The following is a 19,246-nucleotide window of genomic DNA, read 5'->3' as shown; positions in this document are numbered from 1 at the left end:
GCGCCGGGCACGGTGTGCAGGCCGATCAGACCGGGGCGTTCGGCCGCCAGCCGGCGCGAGTACTGCCAGGGGCCGCGCCATGGCCGTCCCGCCTGGTCGCGGGCGGTCAGGATCGCTCCCTCCGGGGCGCCGATCACGACCGTGACGAGGCCCCTGTCGATCAGGGGCCGATCACGAGATATCTTGATGTCGAGCAATGTTGCAGACGTGGAGAGCGGAGCACCCGGTGACTGACTCGACCATCATCTATACGCACACTGACGAGGCGCCCGCCCTGGCGACGTACTCGTTCCTGCCCGTGGTCCAGGCGTACGCCTCGACGGCCGGTGTCACCGTGGAGACCCGTGACATCTCGCTCGCGGGACGGATCATCTCCCAGTTCCCCGAGTACCTCGAAGAGGGACAGCGCGTCGACGACGCCCTCGCCGAGCTCGGCGAGCTGGCCAAGACGCCCAGTGCGAACATCATCAAGCTGCCGAACATCTCGGCCTCGATCCCGCAGCTGAAGGCCGCGGTCGCCGAGCTCCAGGAGCAGGGCTACGCGCTGCCGGACTACCCGGACGACCCGAAGACCGACGAGGAGCGCGACATCCGCGCCCGCTACGACAAGGTCAAGGGCAGCGCCGTCAACCCGGTCCTGCGCGAGGGCAACTCCGACCGCCGCGCCCCCGCCTCGGTCAAGAACTACGCCAAGGCGCACCCGCACCGCATGGGCGCGTGGACCTCCGACTCGAAGACGAACGTCGCCACCATGGGCGTCGACGACTTCCGCTCCACCGAGAAGTCCGCGGTCGTCGCCGAGGACGGCACCCTGCGCATCGAGCTCAAGGGTGACGACGGCTCCACCACCGTGCTGCGCGAGTCGGTCCCCGTCCTCGCGGGCGAGGTCATCGACGCGTCCGTCATGCGCGTGGCCGCCCTGCGTGAGTTCCTCACCGCCCAGGTCGCCCGTGCCAAGGCGGAGGGCGTGCTGTTCTCCGTGCACCTGAAGGCCACGATGATGAAGGTCTCCGACCCGATCGTCTTCGGCCACGTCGTACGCGCCTTCTTCCCGAAGACCTTCGCGCAGTACGGCGAGGCGCTCGCCAAGGCCGGCCTCACCCCGAACGACGGCCTCGGCGGCATCTTCAAGGGCCTCGAGGCCCTGCCCGAGGGCGCCGAGATCAAGGCGTCCTTCGACGCCGAGCTCGCCGAGGGCCCGGCCCTCGCCATGGTCGACTCCGACCGCGGCATCACCAACCTGCACGTTCCGAGCGACGTCATCGTCGACGCCTCCATGCCGGCCATGATCCGCACCTCCGGCCACATGTGGGGCCCCGACGGCCAGGAGGCCGACACCCTCGCCGTCCTCCCGGACAGCAGCTACGCGGGCGTCTACCAGGCCGTCATCGAGGACTGCCGCGCCAACGGCGCCTACGACCCGGCCACCATGGGCTCCGTGCCCAACGTCGGCCTGATGGCGCAGAAGGCCGAGGAGTACGGCAGCCACGACAAGACCTTCGAGATCCCCGCCACCGGCACCGTCCGTGTCGTCGACGCCGACGGCAACGCCGTGCTGGAGCAGGTCGTCGGGGCGGGCGACATCTTCCGCATGTGCCAGACCAAGGACGCTCCGATCAAGGACTGGGTGAAGCTCGCCGTCACCCGCGCCCGCGCCACCGGCGACCCGGCCGTCTTCTGGCTGGACGAGGGCCGCGCCCACGACGCGCAGCTGATCGAGAAGGTCAAGGCGTACCTGCAGGAGCACGACACCGAGGGTCTGGACATCAGGATCCTGTCCCCGGTCGAGGCGACCAAGTTCTCCGTCGAGCGCATCCGCCGTGGCGAGAACACCATCTCCGTCACCGGCAACGTGCTGCGCGACTACCTGACCGACCTCTTCCCGATCCTGGAGCTGGGGACCAGCGCCAAGATGCTGTCGGTCGTCCCGCTGATGAACGGCGGCGGCCTCTTCGAGACGGGCGCCGGCGGCTCCGCCCCGAAGCACGTCCAGCAGCTCGTCAAGGAGAACTACCTGCGCTGGGACAGCCTGGGCGAGTTCCTCGCGCTGGCGGTCAGCTTCGAGCACCTCGCGACGACCACGGGCAACGCGCGCGCCCAGGTCCTCGCCGACACGCTGGACCGCGCCACCGGCACCTTCCTCAACGAGGACAAGTCGCCCAGCCGCAAGCTCGGCGGCATCGACAACCGCGGCAGCCACTTCTACCTGGCCCTGTACTGGGCCCAGGAGCTGGCCCGGCAGACCGACGACGCGCAGCTCGCGGAGGCGTTCGGGCCCCTGGCCAAGACGCTGGGCGAGCAGGAGCGGACGATCGTCGACGAGCTGATCGCCGTCCAGGGCTCCCCGGCCGACATCGGCGGCTACTACCAGCCCGACCCGGCCAAGGCCGCGACCGTCATGCGTCCCTCGGCGACCTTCAACCAGGCGCTCGCCACCCTCGGCTGACGCCGACGCACCCCATCCGCCCCGGCCGGCGCCACGCCCGGCCGGGGCGGACCCGTTGCCGGGTGCGGGCGGCCGTGTGCCTGCGAAGCGGCCGGGGCTCCCCGCGCCGCGAAGCACGACCGCACGACGAAGGGGCGGCCGCCCGATGACCGGGTGGCCGCCCCTTCGTGACGTATGTCAGTAACGCTCGACGAGCGGCGCGCCGCCGTACTTCGAGCCGGACAGACCGAGCGTCGCGTCGTACGCCTTCTCGTGGTCGCCGTTGGCGTCGTGCTCCTCGATCGCGTCCGTCACCGCCTCGCGCAGCGCCGCGTCGTCCTTGTCCATACCGATGCCGTACGGCTCCTCGGTGAACGGGTTGCCGACGACCTTCAGTTTGTCCGGCGCCTGGGCCGCGTATCCCATCAGGATGGCGTCGTCCGTGGTCACGGCGTCGACGTCGCCGGCGAGCAGCCGCTCGACGCACTCGGCGTCCTTGTCGGCCGCGACCGTCCGCGTGTTGTACTCGGGCTTCTGGATCTCGCGCAGGGCCGTCGCGCCCTGCACCGCGCAGACCGTCTTGCCCTGCAAGGAGTACGGGCCGCCGATGGTGCCGTCGTCCTCGCGGACCAGCAGGTCGGCGCCGGCCATGTAGTACGGCCCCGCGAAGCCGACCTTCTTCTTGCGCTCGTCGTTGATCGTGTACGTGCCGACGTACAGGTCGACGTCGCCGTTGGCGATGGCCGCTTCACGGCTGCGGGTGTCGATCGTCTTGAACTGGATCAGCCGGGGCGCGAAGCCGAGGTCCGCGGCGACCATCTTGGCGATCTCGATGTCGAAACCCGACCGCTGGCCGTCCTTGTCCTGGTAGCCCAGGAAGGGCTGGTCGTCCGCGACCCCGATCACGAGCTTGCCCGCCTTCTGAGCCCTGGCCAGGGTCGGGGAGTCGAACGCGACGTCCGTCGCGACCTTGTAGGTGGGGAGCTCGGGCCGGTCCATAGAGCTCGGGCCGCCCGACGGGGCGTCACCGGCGGAACTCGACTCGCCGCTGCAGGAGGTGGCGGTGAGAGCGACCGCGATCACGGTGATCGCCGCGAACGTGGCCGACTTGCGGGACTTCATGGTGCGACATCCTCTGTTCCAACGATCCGGGGGAGCGGATGACGCCTGGGGACGGCGTTGCTCCCGCACCGAGACCGTGGTCCCCTGCTCCACCGTTCTCGATTGTGAGGACCCTAAGGAAGGGCGCGGCGGTTCGTCACCACATCTGAGCTGAACTTGAGGATCACGGTCCGGAAACGAAGAGGAGAAACCGGGGCGAACTGCGATGTCAACGGCGCGGTGATCCGGGTCAAGGACACGAGCCGCACCATCCGAGGAAAAGCGCTGGTCGGAAAGTGTGGGCGAGGGGTCGTTCCCCCGGTTGTGGTGTGGCGTGTTGCGGCGGCGACCGCCGGGCCCCTAAATGAGGCAAATCCCTAAAATTCCCCGGATCGGATGGCTCATGGTGCTCACCCACACGCTCGACCGTGGCGTACTGGTCGTCACGCTCCACGGCGACGTCATGATCAGTGACCGTGCCACGGTGACGCAGCAGCTCGCGGAGGTCGTCCGGTCCTATCTGCCGCGGGCCGTGGTGATCGAGCTCCGGACGTCGGTGGTGAGTGCGGCGGCGCTCAGCGCCGTGCTGCGGGTGCACCGGCAGTGCGGCCAGGCGGGTATGACGCTGTCGGCGGTGGCCACGGTGGCATCGGCCAGGCGCCTGCTCAAGGCCGGTACGGACGGCTCCGGCCTGCGGGTCTTCGCCCGCCGCGCGGACGCCGTCACAGCGGCGGTCACGCCCGCGGCGTCGTCGGTCGCCCCTCCCGCCTCGGTGGCGCCTCCGGCGGCCGCTGCCCCGGCCCCGGCCTGACGGTCGGGTGTCGTCTCCGAGGCCGCCCCGGGGGCCGGGGCCTGAAGCGTGTCGTGCGGCCGCCCGATGGCCGACGGCACCGCGTGCGCGTCCGTGGGCGTGCCGCCTCGGCCGCCGGGGCGCCGCGCGCCGGTCCCGGTCACACCACCGGGCTCCCCGGCGTCGGCGGGAGCAGCTGCTCCGTCCACACCGTCTTGCCCTCCCGCGCGTGCCGCGTTCCCCAGTGCTCCGTCAGCTGGGCGACGAGCAGCAGCCCGCGTCCGCCCTCGTCGGTGGAGCGGGCACGCCGCAGGTGCGGAGAGGTGCTGCTCGGGTCGGTGACCTCGCAGATCAGCCGGTGATGGTGGATCAGCCGCAGGGTCACCGGGCCCCCGGCGTAGCGGTACGCGTTGGTCACGAGCTCGCTGACGATCAGCTCGGTGGTGAACACCAGCTCGTCCAGCCCCCAAGCGGCCAGCTGTTCGGCCGTCAGCCGACGGGCCTTCGAGGGCGCGGTGGCCTCCGCGGTCAGCTCCCACGTGGCGACGAGTTCCGGCGCCAGCCTGCTCGTCCGTGCCAGCAGGAGCGCCACGTCGTCACTCGGCCGGGTGGGCAGGAGCGCGTCGACGACGTCCTCGGCCATCTCGTCCAGCTGCCGCGAACCGGACCCGCCGAGCACGGTGCACAGGCGGGCGATCCCGTCCTCCATGTCGTGCTCCTCGCCCTCGACGAGACCGTTGGTGTAGAGCGCGATCACGCTGCCCTCCGGCAGCGTCAGTTCCGCGGTCTCGAACGGCAGTCCGCCGAGGCCCAGGGGCGGCCCGGCGGGCAGGTCCGGGACGCTCACGACGCCGTCCGGGGTCACCACCGCGGGCGGCGGGTGCCCGGCCCGCGCGATGCAGCACTGCCGGGCCACCGGGTCGTACACCGCGTACAGGCAGGTCGCCCCCACCACCTGCTCGCCGGGGGTTCCCTCGTCGTCGGGCTCCTGCTCGCCGGCGAGACGGGTGACGAGGTCGTCGAGGTGGGAGAGGACCTCGTCCGGTTCGAGGTCCAGGTCGGCCAGGGTGTGCACCGCGGTGCGCAGACGCCCCATGGTCGCGGCCGCGTTGATGCCGTGCCCCACGACGTCGCCGATGACGAGGGCGACCCGGGCCCCGGACAGGGGGACCACGTCGAACCAGTCGCCGCCGACCCCCGCCGCACCGCCGGCCGGCAGGTAGCGATGGGCGACGAGGACCGCGGGATGCTCCGGCAGTTCCCGCGGCAGCAGCCTTCTCTGCAGCGCCAGCGCCGTCCTGCGCTGCTGCGTGAACCGCCGTGCGTTGTCGATGGACACGGCGGCCCGCGCGGCCAGTTCGCCCGCGAGCGTGAGGTCGTCCTCCTCGAACGGTTCGGGCAGCCGGGAGCGCCACAGGCTCATGCATCCCAGCACGAGACCGCGCGCGGTCAGGGGCACGACCATCAGCGAATGCACCCCCCGCAGTTCCGCGGCCTCCGCGCGGTCCAGACCCGCGAGCGCCTTCGGCAGGTCGACGAAGGGCTCGAGGACGGGACGCCGTCCGGACAGACAGCGCGCCTGCGGTGTGCCGGGAGCGAAGGTGGTGAGTGTGCCCACCGGGAACATGATCCGTTCGGATTCGAGTGCGATGCTGTGCATCGCCGTCCTGCGCACCGCGTCTCCCCTGCTGTCCGGAACCGGCTCCTCGCCCCGGCTGACCTGTTCCAGGAGGTCGACCGAGACGCAGTCGGCCAGTCCCGGCACGGCCGCCTCCGCGAGCTCGGAGGCGGTCGTCCCCACGTCCAGCGTCGTGCCGATCCCGGCGCCCGCGGCGCTGAGCAGTGCCAGCCTGCGCCGGGCCCGGTGCCGCTCGGTGACGTCCTCGACCAGCTGCGTCACTCCGAGCACCCGGCCGGTGGAGTCCTCCAGCCGGTACGCGGACACGTCGACGAACCGTTCCGTGGCGGGCGCGGCGAGCAGCCGGCAGGACTGCTCGGTGAAGATCAGCGGCTCCCCGGTGTCCAGCACCTCCCGCAGCCGGTCCTCCACGGTGTCCGCGTCCACCCGTACGAGGAAGTCACCGATCCGGAACCCGCGCGCCTGCTCCGCCTCGAAGCCACCGAGACGGGCGATCGCCCGGTTGACGCGCAGGATGCTCAGATCGGTGTCGTGGACAGCGAGCCCGATAGGGGACCTGCGGAACAGGCCGTCCATCACCGAGCGGTCGATCTCCCACTGGACGACCTCGGCCGCCGGGGCACCGACCAGGAACCACTCCGTCTCCCCGTCGTCCCGCGTCACGAGCCGGGCGCGGACCCCGAAACCGAGGGTGCGCCCCTGTTTGACGCGTACGGGCACCACCCCGAACCAGCCCCGGTCCCGCCCGCACGCCGCCGCGGCCTTCAGGACGACCCCCTCGTCCTGGGGGTCCACCAGCAGCTCGGTGGCCTTCCGGCCGAGGGCCTCGCGGGCCGAGTATCCGAGCAGCGCCGCCGCGCGCTCGCTCCAGCCGGTGACCCGCCCGTGCGGATCCAGCACCACGGAGACGGCCCGACCCAGCGAGAACGGGTCCTCCGGGCTCTCACTGATCAGCGTCACGGAACCGGTCATCGCTTCCATCCTCCGCCGGGACCCCGGGCCGCGCACTCGGTGGCCCTCCGGGAAAGTCCGGAGGCGGGCGGCGATGAATTCCGGACGGCCGGGCGGTCTGAACCGGCAGAGACCCGTCCGCCCCACCAGGTCAGGAGAACGACATGCCCAGGATCACGCCCAATCTCTGGTTCGACACGCAGGGCAAGGAGGCCGCCGAGTTCTACGTCTCGGTCTTCCCCAACTCCAAGATCACCAACGTCTCCTACTACGGCGAGGCGGGCCCGCGCCCGGCCGGGACCGTGCTGACCGTGGACTTCGTGCTCGACGGCCAGCCCTACACCGCGATCAACGGCGGACCCGAGTTCACCTTCGACGAGGCGGTGTCCTTCCTCATCGACTGCGCCGACCAGGAGGAGGTCGACTACTACTGGAGCAAGCTGTCCGAGGGCGGGCAGGAGGGCCCGTGCGGATGGCTCAAGGACAAGTACGGACTGTCGTGGCAGGTGGTGCCTGCCGTGCTGGAGGAGCTGCTGAAGGACCCCGACGCCGGGCGCGCCCAGCGCGCGATGAAGGCCATGCTCGGGATGGGCAAGCTGGACGTGGCGGCACTGCGCGCGGCGGCCGACGGAGCCTGACCGCGTCGGTGGTGGCCGGGCGTGCCCCCCGCCCAACGCCCTTTGACACAATGGGCGTTCAGAACGATGTGCGACGCCGCCGCCGACCTGGGGGGACCATGACCACCACTGCCGCACGGGTACCCGGTCCGGCGGGGCTGCCGCTGCTCGGGTCGATGCTCGACCTCAAGCGGGACTCCCTCGGCACCTTCCTCGCGGCCCGGCGCGAGCACGGGGACGTCGTCCGCCTCACCGCGGGGCCGCCCGGACTGCGGGCAGAGCTGTACGCCGTGTTCTCCGCCGAGGGCGCGCAGCAGGTGCTCGCCACCGACGCGGCCAACTTCCGCAAGGACAACGCCTTCTACCAGGAGGTCCGCGAGTCCTTCGGCAACGGCCTGCTGACCAGCCAGGACGCCGACTACCTGCGCCAGCGCCGTCTGGTGCAGCCGCTGTTCACCCGGCACCGCGTCGACGGCTACGCCGAGGCCGTCACCGCCGAGACGGCGTCGATGCTCGCCGCCTGGCGCGGCGCCCCGGCCCGGACCGTGGACGTCGTCGCCGAGATGACGGGCCTGACCCTGCGCGCGGTCGCGCGCATCCTCTTCGGCACGGACGTCGAGTCGGCCGTCGCCGTCGTCGAGCGCTGCTTCCCCGTCATCGGCGACTACGTCCTGCGCCGGGGCTACTCGCCCGTCAACGTCCCGCGCGACTGGCCCACTCCGGGCAACCGCCGCGCCGCGGCCGCGACCGACGAGCTGTACGCGGTGTGCGACCGCATCATCGAGAAGCGGCGCGCGGAGGGGGACGCGGCGACCGGCGACGACCTGCTCACGCTGCTCGCGGCGGCGCAGAGCGAGGAGGACGGCAGCTTCGACGCCGCCGAGATCCGCGACCAGGTGCTGATCTTCCTGCTCGCGGGCCACGAGACGACGGCGACCTCGCTCGGCTTCGCGCTGCATCTGCTCGCCCGTCACCCCGAGCAGCAGGAGCGGGCCAGGGCCGAGGCGGCGAGCGTCCTCGCCGGTCGCGTACCGGGCGCGGCGGACCTCGACTCCCTGCCGTACGTGACCAAGGTGCTCAAGGAGACCATGCGGCTCTACCCGGCGGGCCCGGTCATCGGCCGCCGCGCCGTCGCCGCCACCGAGATCGGCGGTCACACCGTCCCGGCGGGCGCCGACGTGCTCGTCGCCCCCTGGGTGACGCACCGCCACCCGCGGTACTGGGAGGAGCCCGAGCGCTTCGACCCCGAGCGCTTCACGCCCGAGCGGGAGAAGGAACGGCCCCGCTACGCCTGGTTCCCGTTCGGCGGCGGGCCGCGCGCCTGCATCGGCCAGCACTTCTCCATGCTGGAGTCCGTGCTCGCGCTCGCGATGATCCTCGGGGAGTACGAACTGACTGCGAAGGACGAGACGGTGCCCGTCGGCACCGGGATCACCCTGCGCGCCGCCGGGCCGGCCCGCTGCGTCCTGCGCCCCCTCTCCTGACGGCGACGGCCGAGGCCGCGTGGAGCGGTATCGGGTGGACCGCGACCCGTCCGCCCGGGATACGGTCCCGGCATGTCCCCTTCAGCCGAGAACAGGGCCCCCTCCGCCGTGACGGCGGACGAGGTCGACCGCGCCGTGTGTCTCTGCCTCGATCTCCTGGGCTCCGCGCCGCCCGGCGCCGCGTGGGACGCGGGGGCGGGGACTCTCGAGTGGGACTGCTGGGAGACCGTCGAGCACCTCGCCGACGACCTGTTCGCCTACGCCGTCCAACTCGGCCCGCGCCATCCCTCCCCGGACCGCGTCGTGCCCTTCGTCCACGACAGCCGCAGGCCGGGCGGCCCCCGCAACACCGTGCACGTGGACCGCGGGGAGGGAGCGGCGGGGCTGCTGGAGGTCCTGGAGTCGTGCGGGGCCCTGCTCACCGCCATGGTGCGCACGGCGCCGCCCGGACTCCGCTCGCACCACGTCTTCGGGAACTCCGACGCCGAGGGCTTCGCCGCCATGGGCGTCGTCGAGACCCTGGTCCACACGCACGACGTGGCGCTGGGGCTCGGGCTGCGCTGGGCGCCGCCGGACGGACTGTGCGCGGGGGTGCTGACGCGGCCGTTCCCCGACGTGCCGGGCGGCGCGGAGCCCTGGCCCACGCTGCTGTGGGCCACCGGGCGCGGCGATCTCCCGGGGCGGCGGCGCCGCACCGCATGGCGCTGGTACGGCGAACCGAGGTCGTGAGCCATCCTGGTCACGGGCCCTCCCCGCCGAGTGCCGGGGCGACGGGCCGCAAGGAGGACCGTGGACCTGGAAGGCATCCTCGACGAGCTGTACGGGCTGCGCCCGCAGGACTTCACCGCTGCGCGCAACGCGCGCGCGGCCGAGGCCCGCAGAGCGGGGGACCCCGGCCTCGCGGAGCGCGTCAAGGCACTGCGGCGCCCCACCGTATCGGCGTGGGCGGGCAACCTCCTCGTGCGCCGCGCCCCGGAACGGGTCCGGCCGCTGCTGGCCCTCGGCGAAGGTCTGCGCAGTGCCCACCGCGGCCTCGACGGCGAGCAGCTGCGCGAGCTGAGCCGGCAGCAGCACCTCCTGGTCTCCGCACTCGCGCGCGAGGCACGCGACCTGGCCGCGGCGGAGGGGCAGCAGGTGGGGGAGACCGCCCTGCGGGAGATCGAGGGCACCCTGCACGCCGTGCTCGCCGACCCGGCGGCGGCCGAGGAGTGGGCGGCGGGCCACCTCGACCGGCCGCTGACCCCTCCCGTGGGGTTCACGGCTGCGGTGGCGGACCCCGGCGTCGTGGCGGGTCGCACCCCCGCGTCCCGGCCGGGCGGGAGGCCACAGGCCGAGGGCCCGGAACGCGCGGCGGGCCAACGTGGACGAGAGCGGCGCGCGGAGCGGGACGAGGCCCGCCGGGCGGAGCAGGAGCAGGCCCGCCGCAAGGAGCGGGAGCAGGCCCGGCGGGCGGCCGCATCGGCCGAGGAGGAGGCACGCGACCGCGAGGCGGAGCACGCCCGGGCCGCCGAGGAGAGCGAGCGCGCCGACGCGCGGGCCGACGAGGCCGCCGAACGGGTCGACGCGCTGACCGAAGAGCTGAAAGAGGCCAGGTCTGACCTGCGTGCCGCCGAGAAGGAGGCCCGCCGGGCCCGCGACCGCGCCCGTGCCGCGGACCTCGCGGCTTCGTCGGCGCGCCACCGGGCCCGCCAGGCGTTGCAGGACGTGGGGCGTCCGACGGCGGGCAGGGAGTGAGCCCGGCCGCCCGGGCCCGCCCCCTGCCGGCTCGCCGTCCGCCTCAGCGCTCGCGCATACGCCGGGAGCCGGGGCCGCCGGCGCCTTCGGACCCGCCGACGCCCTCGGACCCGCCGGGCTGGGCGTCGTCCGCACCCGGCTCCGGGTCGTTCGCCTGCTCGATGCGTGTGTGCTGCTGCCGGGACCGCAGGTAGTCCTGCACCTCGTGCTTCATCTCGTCGTCCTTGCGCGGGCTCACGCGGTTGCTGCCACGCTCCATGGAGAGCGCACCTCCTTAACGTGCCTTCGTTCTCTGCCCGGCCCATACCCGTGGGCGACAAACCCACACGAAACACCCTGCCGTATCTGGCGGGCGCGCCGCAGCCGGGAGCAGTGCGCAGTACCCGCCGGGACGCCGGTCATGCGCGGTATGCCGCGGAGCTTCGACGCATTGATCGCCGAGGCCGGGCCGCCGCCCGTGGCGGCCGCTCTCCGGACGTCGGGGCACGCGTGCGCCCGGGCAGCGAGGCTGCTGGCCGAACCGGACGGTCCGGTCCGGGGCTGTCAGGTGCTGTGCGCCGCTCCCGCCGCCCGTGTGCGGCGCACCAGCGCCGAGCCGGTCAGGAGCGCCGCTGCCACCGCGCTGAGCACGGACGCGGCCCTCGCCGAGGTGAACGACTCGCCGAGGCTGCTGTGCAGCAGGTCGACCGCGCCCGCACTCGCCAGAGCGTGGAGCGCGACGACGCCCACGGCCAGTCCCGCCGCCGCGGCCGAGACGACCACTGTGTCCCGCATGGCGAGCCATACGGCGCACACCAGGCAGAGCACCATGACGGCCACGGACAGTGTCTCCGCGTAGCCGCCCGACCGCAGTCCCGCGAGGTCGGTCGGCAGATGGAGGAGGCCGCAGACGAACAGCAGGACCGCCGCGGGCCAGCGCAGCGCAGAACGCAGCGCGGGGGAGACGGTGTGACTGCTCGGCCCCGCCGCGAGCGCGGTGTCCAGCGCCGCCGTCGGCCACGTCGAGGGCTCCGGCGACTCCTTCCGCTCCCGCGGCCGCTTCGACCGTTTCGGCCGCTCGGCCTGTACGGCGAGGACGGCCGGGGATTCCTTCCCGCCCTCGGCGAGTTCGTCCGGGCTCCGCACGGCCCGCGCCGCCGGCGCGGGCCGTGCGGGCTGGTTCATGCGGTCGGCCGGATCCGGGGTGAAGGCGTCGGGGGGCATGGCGCGGGCTCCGTTCGTGGAACAACCGGTAGGCGTCCACCGTGTCTGTCTCGTGCTGCCTTGTGCTCATGAGCGGGCGCGTCCTCATGACGGGGCGCGCACTTGTTACATCTAGTGCGCAGTTCCCCGCACTGCGCCATCGGGGGTCGGCCCCCGATGGGCCGTCGGGGCGAACGGGTCCCGGATCCTCGGGCAGCGGGGCGGCGTAAAGGGGCGGGGACACGGTCCCCGCCCCTGTCGGAGCACTACGCGATCCCTGCGGGCCGCCGGCCCGCGGGCTCAGCTCCCGCCGCTCCCGTACGGCCGGGTGATGACCTCCATGCCGTGCCCTGCCGGATCGTGGAAGTACATGCCCCGCCCGCCGTCGTTGCGGTTGATCTCACCCGGCCGCTTGCCGTGCGGATCGGCGAAGTACGTGACGCCCGCTTCCTCGATGCGCCGGAAGATCCCGTCGAACTCGTCCTCCGAGACCAGGAACGCGTAGTGCTGCAGGGGGACTTCGTCACCGAGCGTCGCGAAGTCGAGGGTGACGCCGTTGCTGAGGGCGAGGGGGATGAACGGGCCCCACTCCTGCCCGACTTCGAGCCCGAGGACATGGGCGAGGAACGCGGCCGACTCGCGGTTGTCCTTGGCGAACACGATGGTGTGGTTGAACTCTACTGACACCGTGGATTGCCTCCGTCGGGCAAACTCACGGGCACCTCCATGCCTCACCCGGTCGGTGACCGACACGCGATGCCGTACACATGAGCGTAAATCGGCTCCCGGGCCCCTGTCACGCCGCTTTTCTGCCGCGCTCGGCGCCCCATGTGGTGCTCCGCCGAGGCGAGTTGGCGTCACGTGACGCGGCGCAGGGCCGACCGAGGGCCCGGTCGGTGCCGGCCCGTTCACCGGTTCGCCGAGCGGCAGCGGGCCCGGTGGAGTTCAATGAGAGGCGCGGGGGCCGAGCGCACAGCCGTCGCCGGACGCCGGCGGGACGGGACACCGGCCGATGCCGGGCGCGGACCGGCGCCGGGCAGGGACCGACGGATCACGGGAGCGCCCCCTGGGAGTGATCGACGAGTGAGCACCAGCGGCCATGTTCCCGGCAGCGGTCCGGACCGCCCGGAGGACGGCGCCCTCCTCGTGCTCGACGACGCCGGTACGGTGCTCGCCTGCACCGGAGCCGCCGCCGAGCTGCTCGGAGCCCCCGCCGCCGGGATCGGCGGTCGCGACGTCGGCGCGCTCTTCGCCGAACCCGGCGACTGGCCACGGCTGCGGGGCCTCGCGCCCGACGACCGTCCTCGCTCGCTGCGCGCATCGCTGCGCGGGCCCGGCGGTCCGGTGCCCGTGCAGCTGGATCTGCTGCCGATCGACGGCACGCTGCCCGCGCGGTTCCTGCTGCGGATCACGGCCGCGGAACACGTCGACCGGCGGGAGGAGAACGAGGCCCTCGTCGGCGCGCTGTTCTCGCAGACGGGCATCGGGCTCGCCATCCACGACCCGGAGCTGCGCCTGACGCGCATCAATCCGCTGCCCGGGGACGTGCGCCCCGGGGCGGCGCGGCGCGACCCCTCCGGCGGTGCCCTCGGGCTGCGGATCGGGGAGCTGCTGGTCCCCGAGGACGCGGCGGTCGTCGAGGCCCGGCTTCGCCGTGTCGCCACGACGGGCGAGCCGCTCATCGACTTCGTCACCCCGGCACGGCTCGCCAGGGCCCCCGAACGCGAGCGGGTCATCTCGCTGTCCGCGCTCCGGCTGTCGGGCGCCAAGGGAGCCGTACGCGGTGTCGCCGTGACGTTCACCGACGTGACCGAGCACGAACGCTCCCGCAGGCGCGCGGCACTCGTCGGCACGGCGGCCTCCGCGCTCGGCCGGTCCCTGGAGGTCTCGCGCAACGCGCAGGTGCTGGCCGACCTGCTGGTCCCGGCGTTCGCCGACCTGGCCGCCGTGGACCTCACGGAAGCCGTGCTGGTGGGCGACGAACCGGGCGCCTTCGCGACGGGGGCGCCGCTGCGCCGGGTCTCGGCCGTCGCGGCCGACGGCGGGTGGCCCGACGAGCTGTACCCGCCCGGCTCCGTCATCCGCGTACGGGGCTACGAGAGCGACCGGCTGCGGCTCGGGTCGGCCGTCATCGTCGCCGACCTGGACGAGCTGCGGCCCAGGATCGCCGACGACCCCGACCGGGTGCGTCTCGTGCTGACCGACCGCGCCGCCTCGTACATGGTCGTGCCGCTGCAGGCCCGCGGGCACGTCCTCGGAGCGGTCTCGGTGTGGCGGAGCGGCGACCGGGCCCCGTTCGACGCGCAGGACGCCGCCGTCGCGGAGGACATCGGCTCCAGGGCCGCGCTCGCCGTCGACAACGCCCGCCGGTACACCCGTGAACGGCGCACCGCGGAGACCCTGCAGCGCAGTCTGCTGCCGCGCCCTCTGCTGAAGGTGACCGCGGCGGAGACGGCGGGGATCTACGTGCCCGGCAGGACGCTCGCGGGCACCGGCGGCAGCTGGTTCGACGTGATCACGCTCTCGTCGTCGCGGGTCGCCTTCGTCGCCGGCCATGTGCGCGGGCACGGTCTCAACGCGGCCGCCGCGATGGGCAGTCTGCGGACCGCCGTGCGCACGCTCAGCGATCTCGACCCGCCGCCGGACGAGCTGCTGACCCACCTCGACGATCTCGTGGTGCGGCTCGCGGAGGACGAACAGCCGGGCGGCGCCGAGGGCACGGTCCGCGGGGCGAGCTGTGTGTACGCCGTCTACGACCCGGTCAGCGCACGGTGCAGGATGGCCAGCGCCGGTCACGCACCGCCCGTGCTGGCCCGGGCCGCCGGAGGCGCCGCGCCGGTCGTGCTGCCGGCCGGCCCCGCTCTGGGCAGGGAGGGCGCGCCCTTCGAACCGGTGGAGGTGGAGCTCCGGCCGGGCGACCTGCTGGCGTTCACCGCCGGATCGCTGTCCGCCGAGGCGGGTGGCGCGGGCCGTGTGACCACGTATCTGGGCGAGGAGGCCGTCGGCGGCGGGGCCCGGCCGGTCCCCGAGATCGGCCGGGAGATGCTCGTGCCGTTCCTGGCCGAGCCTCCGGACCACGACGCCGCGCTGCTGCTGGCCCGGGTGGCCGTCACGCCCGAAGAAGCGGTCGCCACCTGGGAGTTCCCGGCGGACGTGAAGATCGTGGCGGACGCGCGGGCCGAGGTCGCCCGCCGGCTGACCGGGTGGGGGCTCGACGACCTCGTGTTCACCACCGAACTGATCGTCAGCGAGCTGCTCACCAACGCCATCCGGTACGCGGGCGGGCCGGTCGGTGTCCGGCTCATCAGGGACCAGCGGCTGGTGTGCGAGGTGTCCGACCCCAGCCAGACACAGCCGCATCTGCGCCGGGCGCGCCTCACCGACGAGGGCGGCCGCGGCCTCTTCCTGATCGCCCAGCTCGCGCACCGGTGGGGGAGCAGGTACACCGCGTCCGGCAAGACGCTGTGGACGGAGCAGCTGCTGCCGCCGCACCTGCGCCCGTGAGCGGACGGGACACTGATAGTAGCCATGTACAGTGCCCGGTATGAGCAAGGCATCCACGGGTCCGACGCCCGGCTTCCTGGTGTGGCGGCTGTCGATGAAGTGGCGCGTCGCCGTCGACCGGGCGCTCGCGCCGGTGGGCCTGACCCACGCCCAGTACTCGCTGATGGCGACCCTGCACGGCCTCGACCGGTCCGGCGTACGCCCGAGCCAGCGCGAACTCGCCGACCACACCGGCCTCGAAGCGCTCTACGTGTCCAAGCTCGCCCGCGCCCTGGAGGCCGACGGGCTGATCGAGCGGGTCCGGGACACCGCCGACAGCCGCGCCGTACGCCTCTCGCTCACCGAACGCGGACGGGACGTCACCGGCCGCGCCCTCGTGGTCGTCCAGGACCTGATCGGCAAGCTCCTCGCCCCGCTCGGCGGCCCGGACAGCGACCGCACGGCCGCCTTCGTCCGCGACCTCACCGCTCTGCTCGACGCCCCGCTCGACCCGCCCGGCGGTCCGTAGCGCGGGCGCACCGAGGCCCATGCGGCCGGCGTCAGGCGGGGGCGGCCGCGCGAGCGGTGATCATCCGGTGCAGGCGTTCCGCCGTCGCCCGGCCGAAGAACGCGTCGTTGATGTCCGCGTCGATGTCGGTCACCGTGACCGCGCTGCCCCGCAGTCCCTCCCGCAGCGCGTCGAACAGGGCCGCGTCCGCCGCCGGGTCGTGGTACGGGCCGCCCGGGACGCCCAGCGTCGACAGGCCGCGCAACGGTACGCACACCTCGGCCGGGCCCGTGGCCGCACGCAGCTTCGCGGCGATCCGCCGGCCCAGTTCGGCGCACTCCTCCGCCGTCGTGCGCACCACCGTGATCGACGGATTGTGCACCAGGACGTGACGGCCCCGCATCGCGGCCGGGAGCGTGTCCGGCGGGCCGAACTTCAGCATGTCCAGCGCCCCCAGGCTCACCACCTGCGGCACACCGTGGCGCCCCGCGGCGGTGAGCCGGTCCGGTCCCGCCGACAGGATGCCGCCGGCCAGGTCGTCCGCGACTTCGCTCAGCGTCAGGTCGAGCACGCCGGCGAACAGTCCCTGCCCGGCCAGCGACTCCAGGGTCCGCCCACCCGGCCCGCTGACGTGGAACACCAGGACCTCGTAGCCCAGTTCGGTCAGCCGGGCCCGGGCCGCGTCGACGCCGGCCGTCGTCACGCCCGCCATGCTCGTCGCCACCAGCGGCCGCTCGCCCGCGGCCAGATCGGTGGGGCGCAGCGCCCGGCGCCCGGCCGCGAAGCCCTTCGCCATGCCCGCCGCCGCGTCGGCCGCGTTCGCGAGGACCGGGGCGGAGACGGAGTTGATCCCGGCGATGTCGACGACGCTGTGCATCATCGTGATGTCCGTGGACCCCACGTACGGCGACACGTCGCCCGCCGCCATCGAGGAGACCATCAACTTCGGTACGCCCAGCGGGAGCCCGCGCATCGCACGGGTCGCGATGGAGGTGCCGCCGCTGCCGCCCATCGCCAGGACGCAGTGCAGCCGGCCCTCCCCGTACAGCCGCGCGACGGCCTCGGCCGCCCCGCGGGCCATCGCCGTCACCGCCGTGCCCCGGTCCCCCTGCGCGCGGAGTTCGGCCAGGTCCGTCCCGGCGCCGCGCGCCACCTCCTCGCGGGGGACGTCCGCGGTGAAGTGCGGCTGACCGATCACTCCGGTGTCGACCACCACCACGTCGACCCCGCCGCCGAGCAGCCGCTCGCGCAGCCAGCCGTACTCCTCACCCTTGGTGTCCAGGGTCCCCACCAGCACAACTGTCGCCATGGGACGTACTGTTCGGTACAACCGGGCCCAGGCACAAGAGCGCCGTGGCGGGCGGGCGGGCGGGGTCGGTGGCCCGGTGCGGACGGCGCGCCGCGTCTGCCGCCGTTCGGGCCGCACGGGAATGGATCGACGCGTCGCCGCGCTGATGTGGCCGCACAAGATCGAGTGAGATGCGATCCTCGGAACGGACGCACTCGAAGCCGTTCGCTCAAGGAGGCCTGACCCTCATGTCAGAGAACAGCGGCTGGGCGAATCCGCTGCGGGACCCGCTCGACCGGCGGCTGCCCCGTATCGCCGGGCCCTCCGGACTCGTGATCTTCGGAGTCACCGGGGACCTGTCCCGCAAGAAGCTGATGCCCGCCCTCTACGACCTCGCCAACCGGGGGCTGCTGCCGCCGGGCTTCTCGCTCATCGGCTTCGCCCGGCGGGACTGGGCCGACCAGGACTTCGCGCAGGAGGTCCACGACGCCGTCATGGAGCACGCGCGCACACCGTTCCGCGAGGAGGTGTGGCAGCAGCTGGCCGAAGGAATGCGGTTCGTCCAGGGAGACTTCGACGACGACGCCGCCTTCGAGCGGCTGAGGGCGGCGGTCGAGGACCTGGACAAGGCGCAGGGCACGGGCGGCAACTTCGCCTTCTACCTCTCGGTGCCGCCGAAGTTCTTCCCCAAGGTCGTCCAGCAGCTCAAGGACCACGGGCTCTCCGATGCGCCCCACGGCTCCTGGCGGCGCGCCGTCATCGAGAAGCCCTTCGGCCACGACCTCGCCAGCGCACGCGAGCTCAACACCATCGTGCACGAGGTGTTCGCCCCGGACGAGGTCTTCCGGATCGACCACTACCTGGGCAAGGAGACCGTCCAGAACATCCTGGCACTGCGCTTCGCCAACACCCTCTTCGAGCCCGTCTGGAACCGGTCCTTCGTCGACCACGTGCAGATCACGATGGCCGAGGACATCGGCATCGGCGGCCGCGCCGGCTACTACGACGGCATCGGCGCCGCCCGTGACGTGATCCAGAACCACCTGCTCCAGCTGCTCGCGCTGACCGCGATGGAGGAGCCCGTCTCCTTCGACGCCGCTTCCCTGGTCACCGAGAAGCTGAAGGTCTTCAAGGCCGTCAAGGTGCCCGACGACCTGGGCCGGCACACCGTGCGCGCCCAGTACACGGCCGGCTGGCAGGGCGGGGCGAAGGCCGTCGGCTACCTCCAGGAGGAGGGCATCGACCCCGCGTCGAAGACCGACACGTACGCCGCGATCAGACTGGAGATCGACAACCGCCGCTGGGCGGGCGTCCCGTTCTACCTGCGCACCGGCAAGCGGCTGGGCCGCCGGGTCACCGAGATCGCGGTCGTCTTCCAGCGCGCCCCGCACTCGCCGTTCGACTCCACGGCCACGGAGGAGCTGGGCCAGAACGCCCTGGTCATCCGCGTGCAGCCGGACGAGGGCGTGACCATGCGGTTCGGCTCGAAGGTGCCCGGCACCTCGATGGAACTGCGCGATGTGACGATGGACTTCGCGTACGGCGAGTCGTTCACCGAGTCCAGCCCCGAGGCGTACGAGCGCCTGATCCTCGACGTCCTGCTCGGCGACGCCAACCTCTTCCCGCGTGTGGAGGAGGTCGAGGAGTCCTGGAAGATCCTCGACCCGATCGAGCGGTTCTGGGACACGAACGGCTCCCCGGCCCAGTACCCCGCGGGCACCTGGGGGCCGAAGGAAGCGGACGAGATGCTCGCACGAGACGGACGGAGCTGGCGCAGGCCATGAAGATCGACCTCACGGACACCACGGCCAGCAAGATCAACAAGGCGTTGGTGCAGGGGCGCCGGGCCATCGGCACCCCCGCCGTCGGCATGGTGCTCACCCTCGTCATCGTCACCGACGAGGAGAACGCCTACGACGCGCTCAAGGCCGCCGGCGACGCCTCGCGCGAGCACCCCTCGCGCACCCTCGTCGTCATCAAGCGCGTCTCGCGCTCCCCGCGCGACCGCCACGACACGCGCCTCGACGCCGAGGTCCGCGTCGGC

General features: G+C 73.0%; 16 protein-coding genes and 1 pseudogene. 10 read left to right on the top strand and 7 right to left on the bottom strand.

Annotated elements, in window-relative coordinates; translation table 11 throughout:
• The coding region (locus ACWD0A_RS33315) for a hypothetical protein (protein ID WP_451304257.1) at positions 1-197 on the bottom strand (197 nt) is incomplete at its 3' end.
• A gap of 29 nt (positions 198-226) precedes the next feature.
• On the opposite strand from ACWD0A_RS33315, the gene ACWD0A_RS33310 reads away from it, so the two are divergent.
• The gene (locus tag ACWD0A_RS33310) at positions 227-2,446 is read left to right on the top strand and encodes an NADP-dependent isocitrate dehydrogenase (protein ID WP_451304255.1); all 2,220 of its coding nucleotides are present in this window, start codon (positions 227-229) and stop codon (positions 2,444-2,446) included.
• Positions 2,447-2,623: 177 nt separating this feature from the next.
• Here the strand turns inward: ACWD0A_RS33310 and ACWD0A_RS33305 are convergent, their stop codons facing one another.
• Positions 2,624-3,547, bottom strand: coding sequence for a glutamate ABC transporter substrate-binding protein (locus ACWD0A_RS33305; RefSeq protein WP_451304253.1), 924 nt, complete (start codon positions 3,545-3,547; stop codon positions 2,624-2,626).
• Between the two features lie 382 nt (positions 3,548-3,929).
• On the opposite strand from ACWD0A_RS33305, the gene ACWD0A_RS33300 reads away from it, so the two are divergent.
• A complete protein-coding gene (locus tag ACWD0A_RS33300) occupies positions 3,930-4,337 on the top strand; it encodes a hypothetical protein (protein WP_451304251.1) in 408 nt (135 codons plus the stop codon).
• 139 nt (positions 4,338-4,476) lie between these two features.
• On the opposite strand, the gene ACWD0A_RS33295 is transcribed toward ACWD0A_RS33300, so the two are convergent.
• A complete protein-coding gene (locus ACWD0A_RS33295; RefSeq protein ID WP_451304249.1) occupies positions 4,477-6,927 on the bottom strand; it encodes a SpoIIE family protein phosphatase in 2,451 nt (816 codons plus the stop codon).
• 143 nt (positions 6,928-7,070) lie between these two features.
• On the opposite strand from ACWD0A_RS33295, the gene ACWD0A_RS33290 reads away from it, so the two are divergent.
• The 4 genes from ACWD0A_RS33290 to ACWD0A_RS33275 all read left to right on the top strand — a co-directional run bounded on the left by ACWD0A_RS33290 (position 7,071) and on the right by ACWD0A_RS33275 (position 10,741).
• Positions 7,071-7,544, top strand: coding sequence for a VOC family protein (locus ACWD0A_RS33290; protein ID WP_451304247.1), 474 nt, complete (start codon positions 7,071-7,073; stop codon positions 7,542-7,544).
• A gap of 98 nt (positions 7,545-7,642) precedes the next feature.
• Positions 7,643-9,007, top strand: coding sequence for a cytochrome P450 (locus ACWD0A_RS33285; protein WP_451304245.1), 1,365 nt, complete (start codon positions 7,643-7,645; stop codon positions 9,005-9,007).
• A 72-nt stretch (positions 9,008-9,079) separates the two neighbouring features.
• Positions 9,080-9,736 (top strand): maleylpyruvate isomerase N-terminal domain-containing protein, encoded by a 657-nt coding sequence (locus ACWD0A_RS33280; RefSeq protein WP_451304243.1) that lies wholly within the window; start codon positions 9,080-9,082, stop codon positions 9,734-9,736.
• Positions 9,737-9,796: 60 nt separating this feature from the next.
• Positions 9,797-10,741: a hypothetical protein gene (locus ACWD0A_RS33275; protein WP_451304241.1), complete on the top strand. Its 945-nt coding sequence runs from the start codon at positions 9,797-9,799 to the stop codon at positions 10,739-10,741.
• A 43-nt stretch (positions 10,742-10,784) separates the two neighbouring features.
• Here the strand turns inward: ACWD0A_RS33275 and ACWD0A_RS33270 are convergent, their stop codons facing one another.
• The 3 genes from ACWD0A_RS33270 to ACWD0A_RS33260 all read right to left on the bottom strand — a co-directional run bounded on the left by ACWD0A_RS33270 (position 10,785) and on the right by ACWD0A_RS33260 (position 12,610).
• Positions 10,785-11,000: a hypothetical protein gene (locus tag ACWD0A_RS33270; RefSeq protein WP_451304239.1), complete on the bottom strand. Its 216-nt coding sequence runs from the start codon at positions 10,998-11,000 to the stop codon at positions 10,785-10,787.
• Between the two features lie 284 nt (positions 11,001-11,284).
• Positions 11,285-11,944, bottom strand: a complete 660-nt coding sequence (locus ACWD0A_RS33265) for a hypothetical protein (protein WP_451304237.1) — start codon at positions 11,942-11,944, stop codon at positions 11,285-11,287.
• Between the two features lie 279 nt (positions 11,945-12,223).
• Positions 12,224-12,610: a VOC family protein gene (locus tag ACWD0A_RS33260; RefSeq protein WP_451304235.1), complete on the bottom strand. Its 387-nt coding sequence runs from the start codon at positions 12,608-12,610 to the stop codon at positions 12,224-12,226.
• Between the two features lie 396 nt (positions 12,611-13,006).
• Between ACWD0A_RS33260 and ACWD0A_RS33255 the strand changes: the two genes are divergently transcribed.
• Positions 13,007-15,427 carry a SpoIIE family protein phosphatase gene (locus ACWD0A_RS33255; protein WP_451304233.1) on the top strand — a complete coding sequence of 807 codons (2,421 nt, stop codon included), beginning with the start codon at positions 13,007-13,009 and terminating at the stop codon, positions 15,425-15,427.
• Between the two features lie 40 nt (positions 15,428-15,467).
• Positions 15,468-15,935, top strand: coding sequence for a MarR family winged helix-turn-helix transcriptional regulator (locus tag ACWD0A_RS33250; protein WP_451304231.1), 468 nt, complete (start codon positions 15,468-15,470; stop codon positions 15,933-15,935).
• A 31-nt stretch (positions 15,936-15,966) separates the two neighbouring features.
• On the opposite strand, the gene ACWD0A_RS33245 is transcribed toward ACWD0A_RS33250, so the two are convergent.
• The gene (locus ACWD0A_RS33245; RefSeq protein ID WP_451304229.1) at positions 15,967-17,223 is read right to left on the bottom strand and encodes a Tm-1-like ATP-binding domain-containing protein; all 1,257 of its coding nucleotides are present in this window, start codon (positions 17,221-17,223) and stop codon (positions 15,967-15,969) included.
• Positions 17,224-17,450: 227 nt separating this feature from the next.
• Between ACWD0A_RS33245 and zwf the strand changes: the two genes are divergently transcribed.
• Positions 17,451-18,986 carry a glucose-6-phosphate dehydrogenase gene (zwf, locus tag ACWD0A_RS33240; protein ID WP_451304227.1) on the top strand — a complete coding sequence of 512 codons (1,536 nt, stop codon included), beginning with the start codon at positions 17,451-17,453 and terminating at the stop codon, positions 18,984-18,986.
• Positions 18,983-19,246 (top strand): annotated as a pseudogene (locus ACWD0A_RS33235) (glucose-6-phosphate dehydrogenase assembly protein OpcA); the annotation flags it as partial. The gene zwf and the pseudogene ACWD0A_RS33235, both read left to right, overlap by 4 nt.

Source organism: Streptomyces sp. NPDC002867 (genome assembly GCF_053591895.1).
Note: the sequence above shows the minus strand (reverse complement) of the source record. Positions and strands in the feature narration are given on the sequence as shown.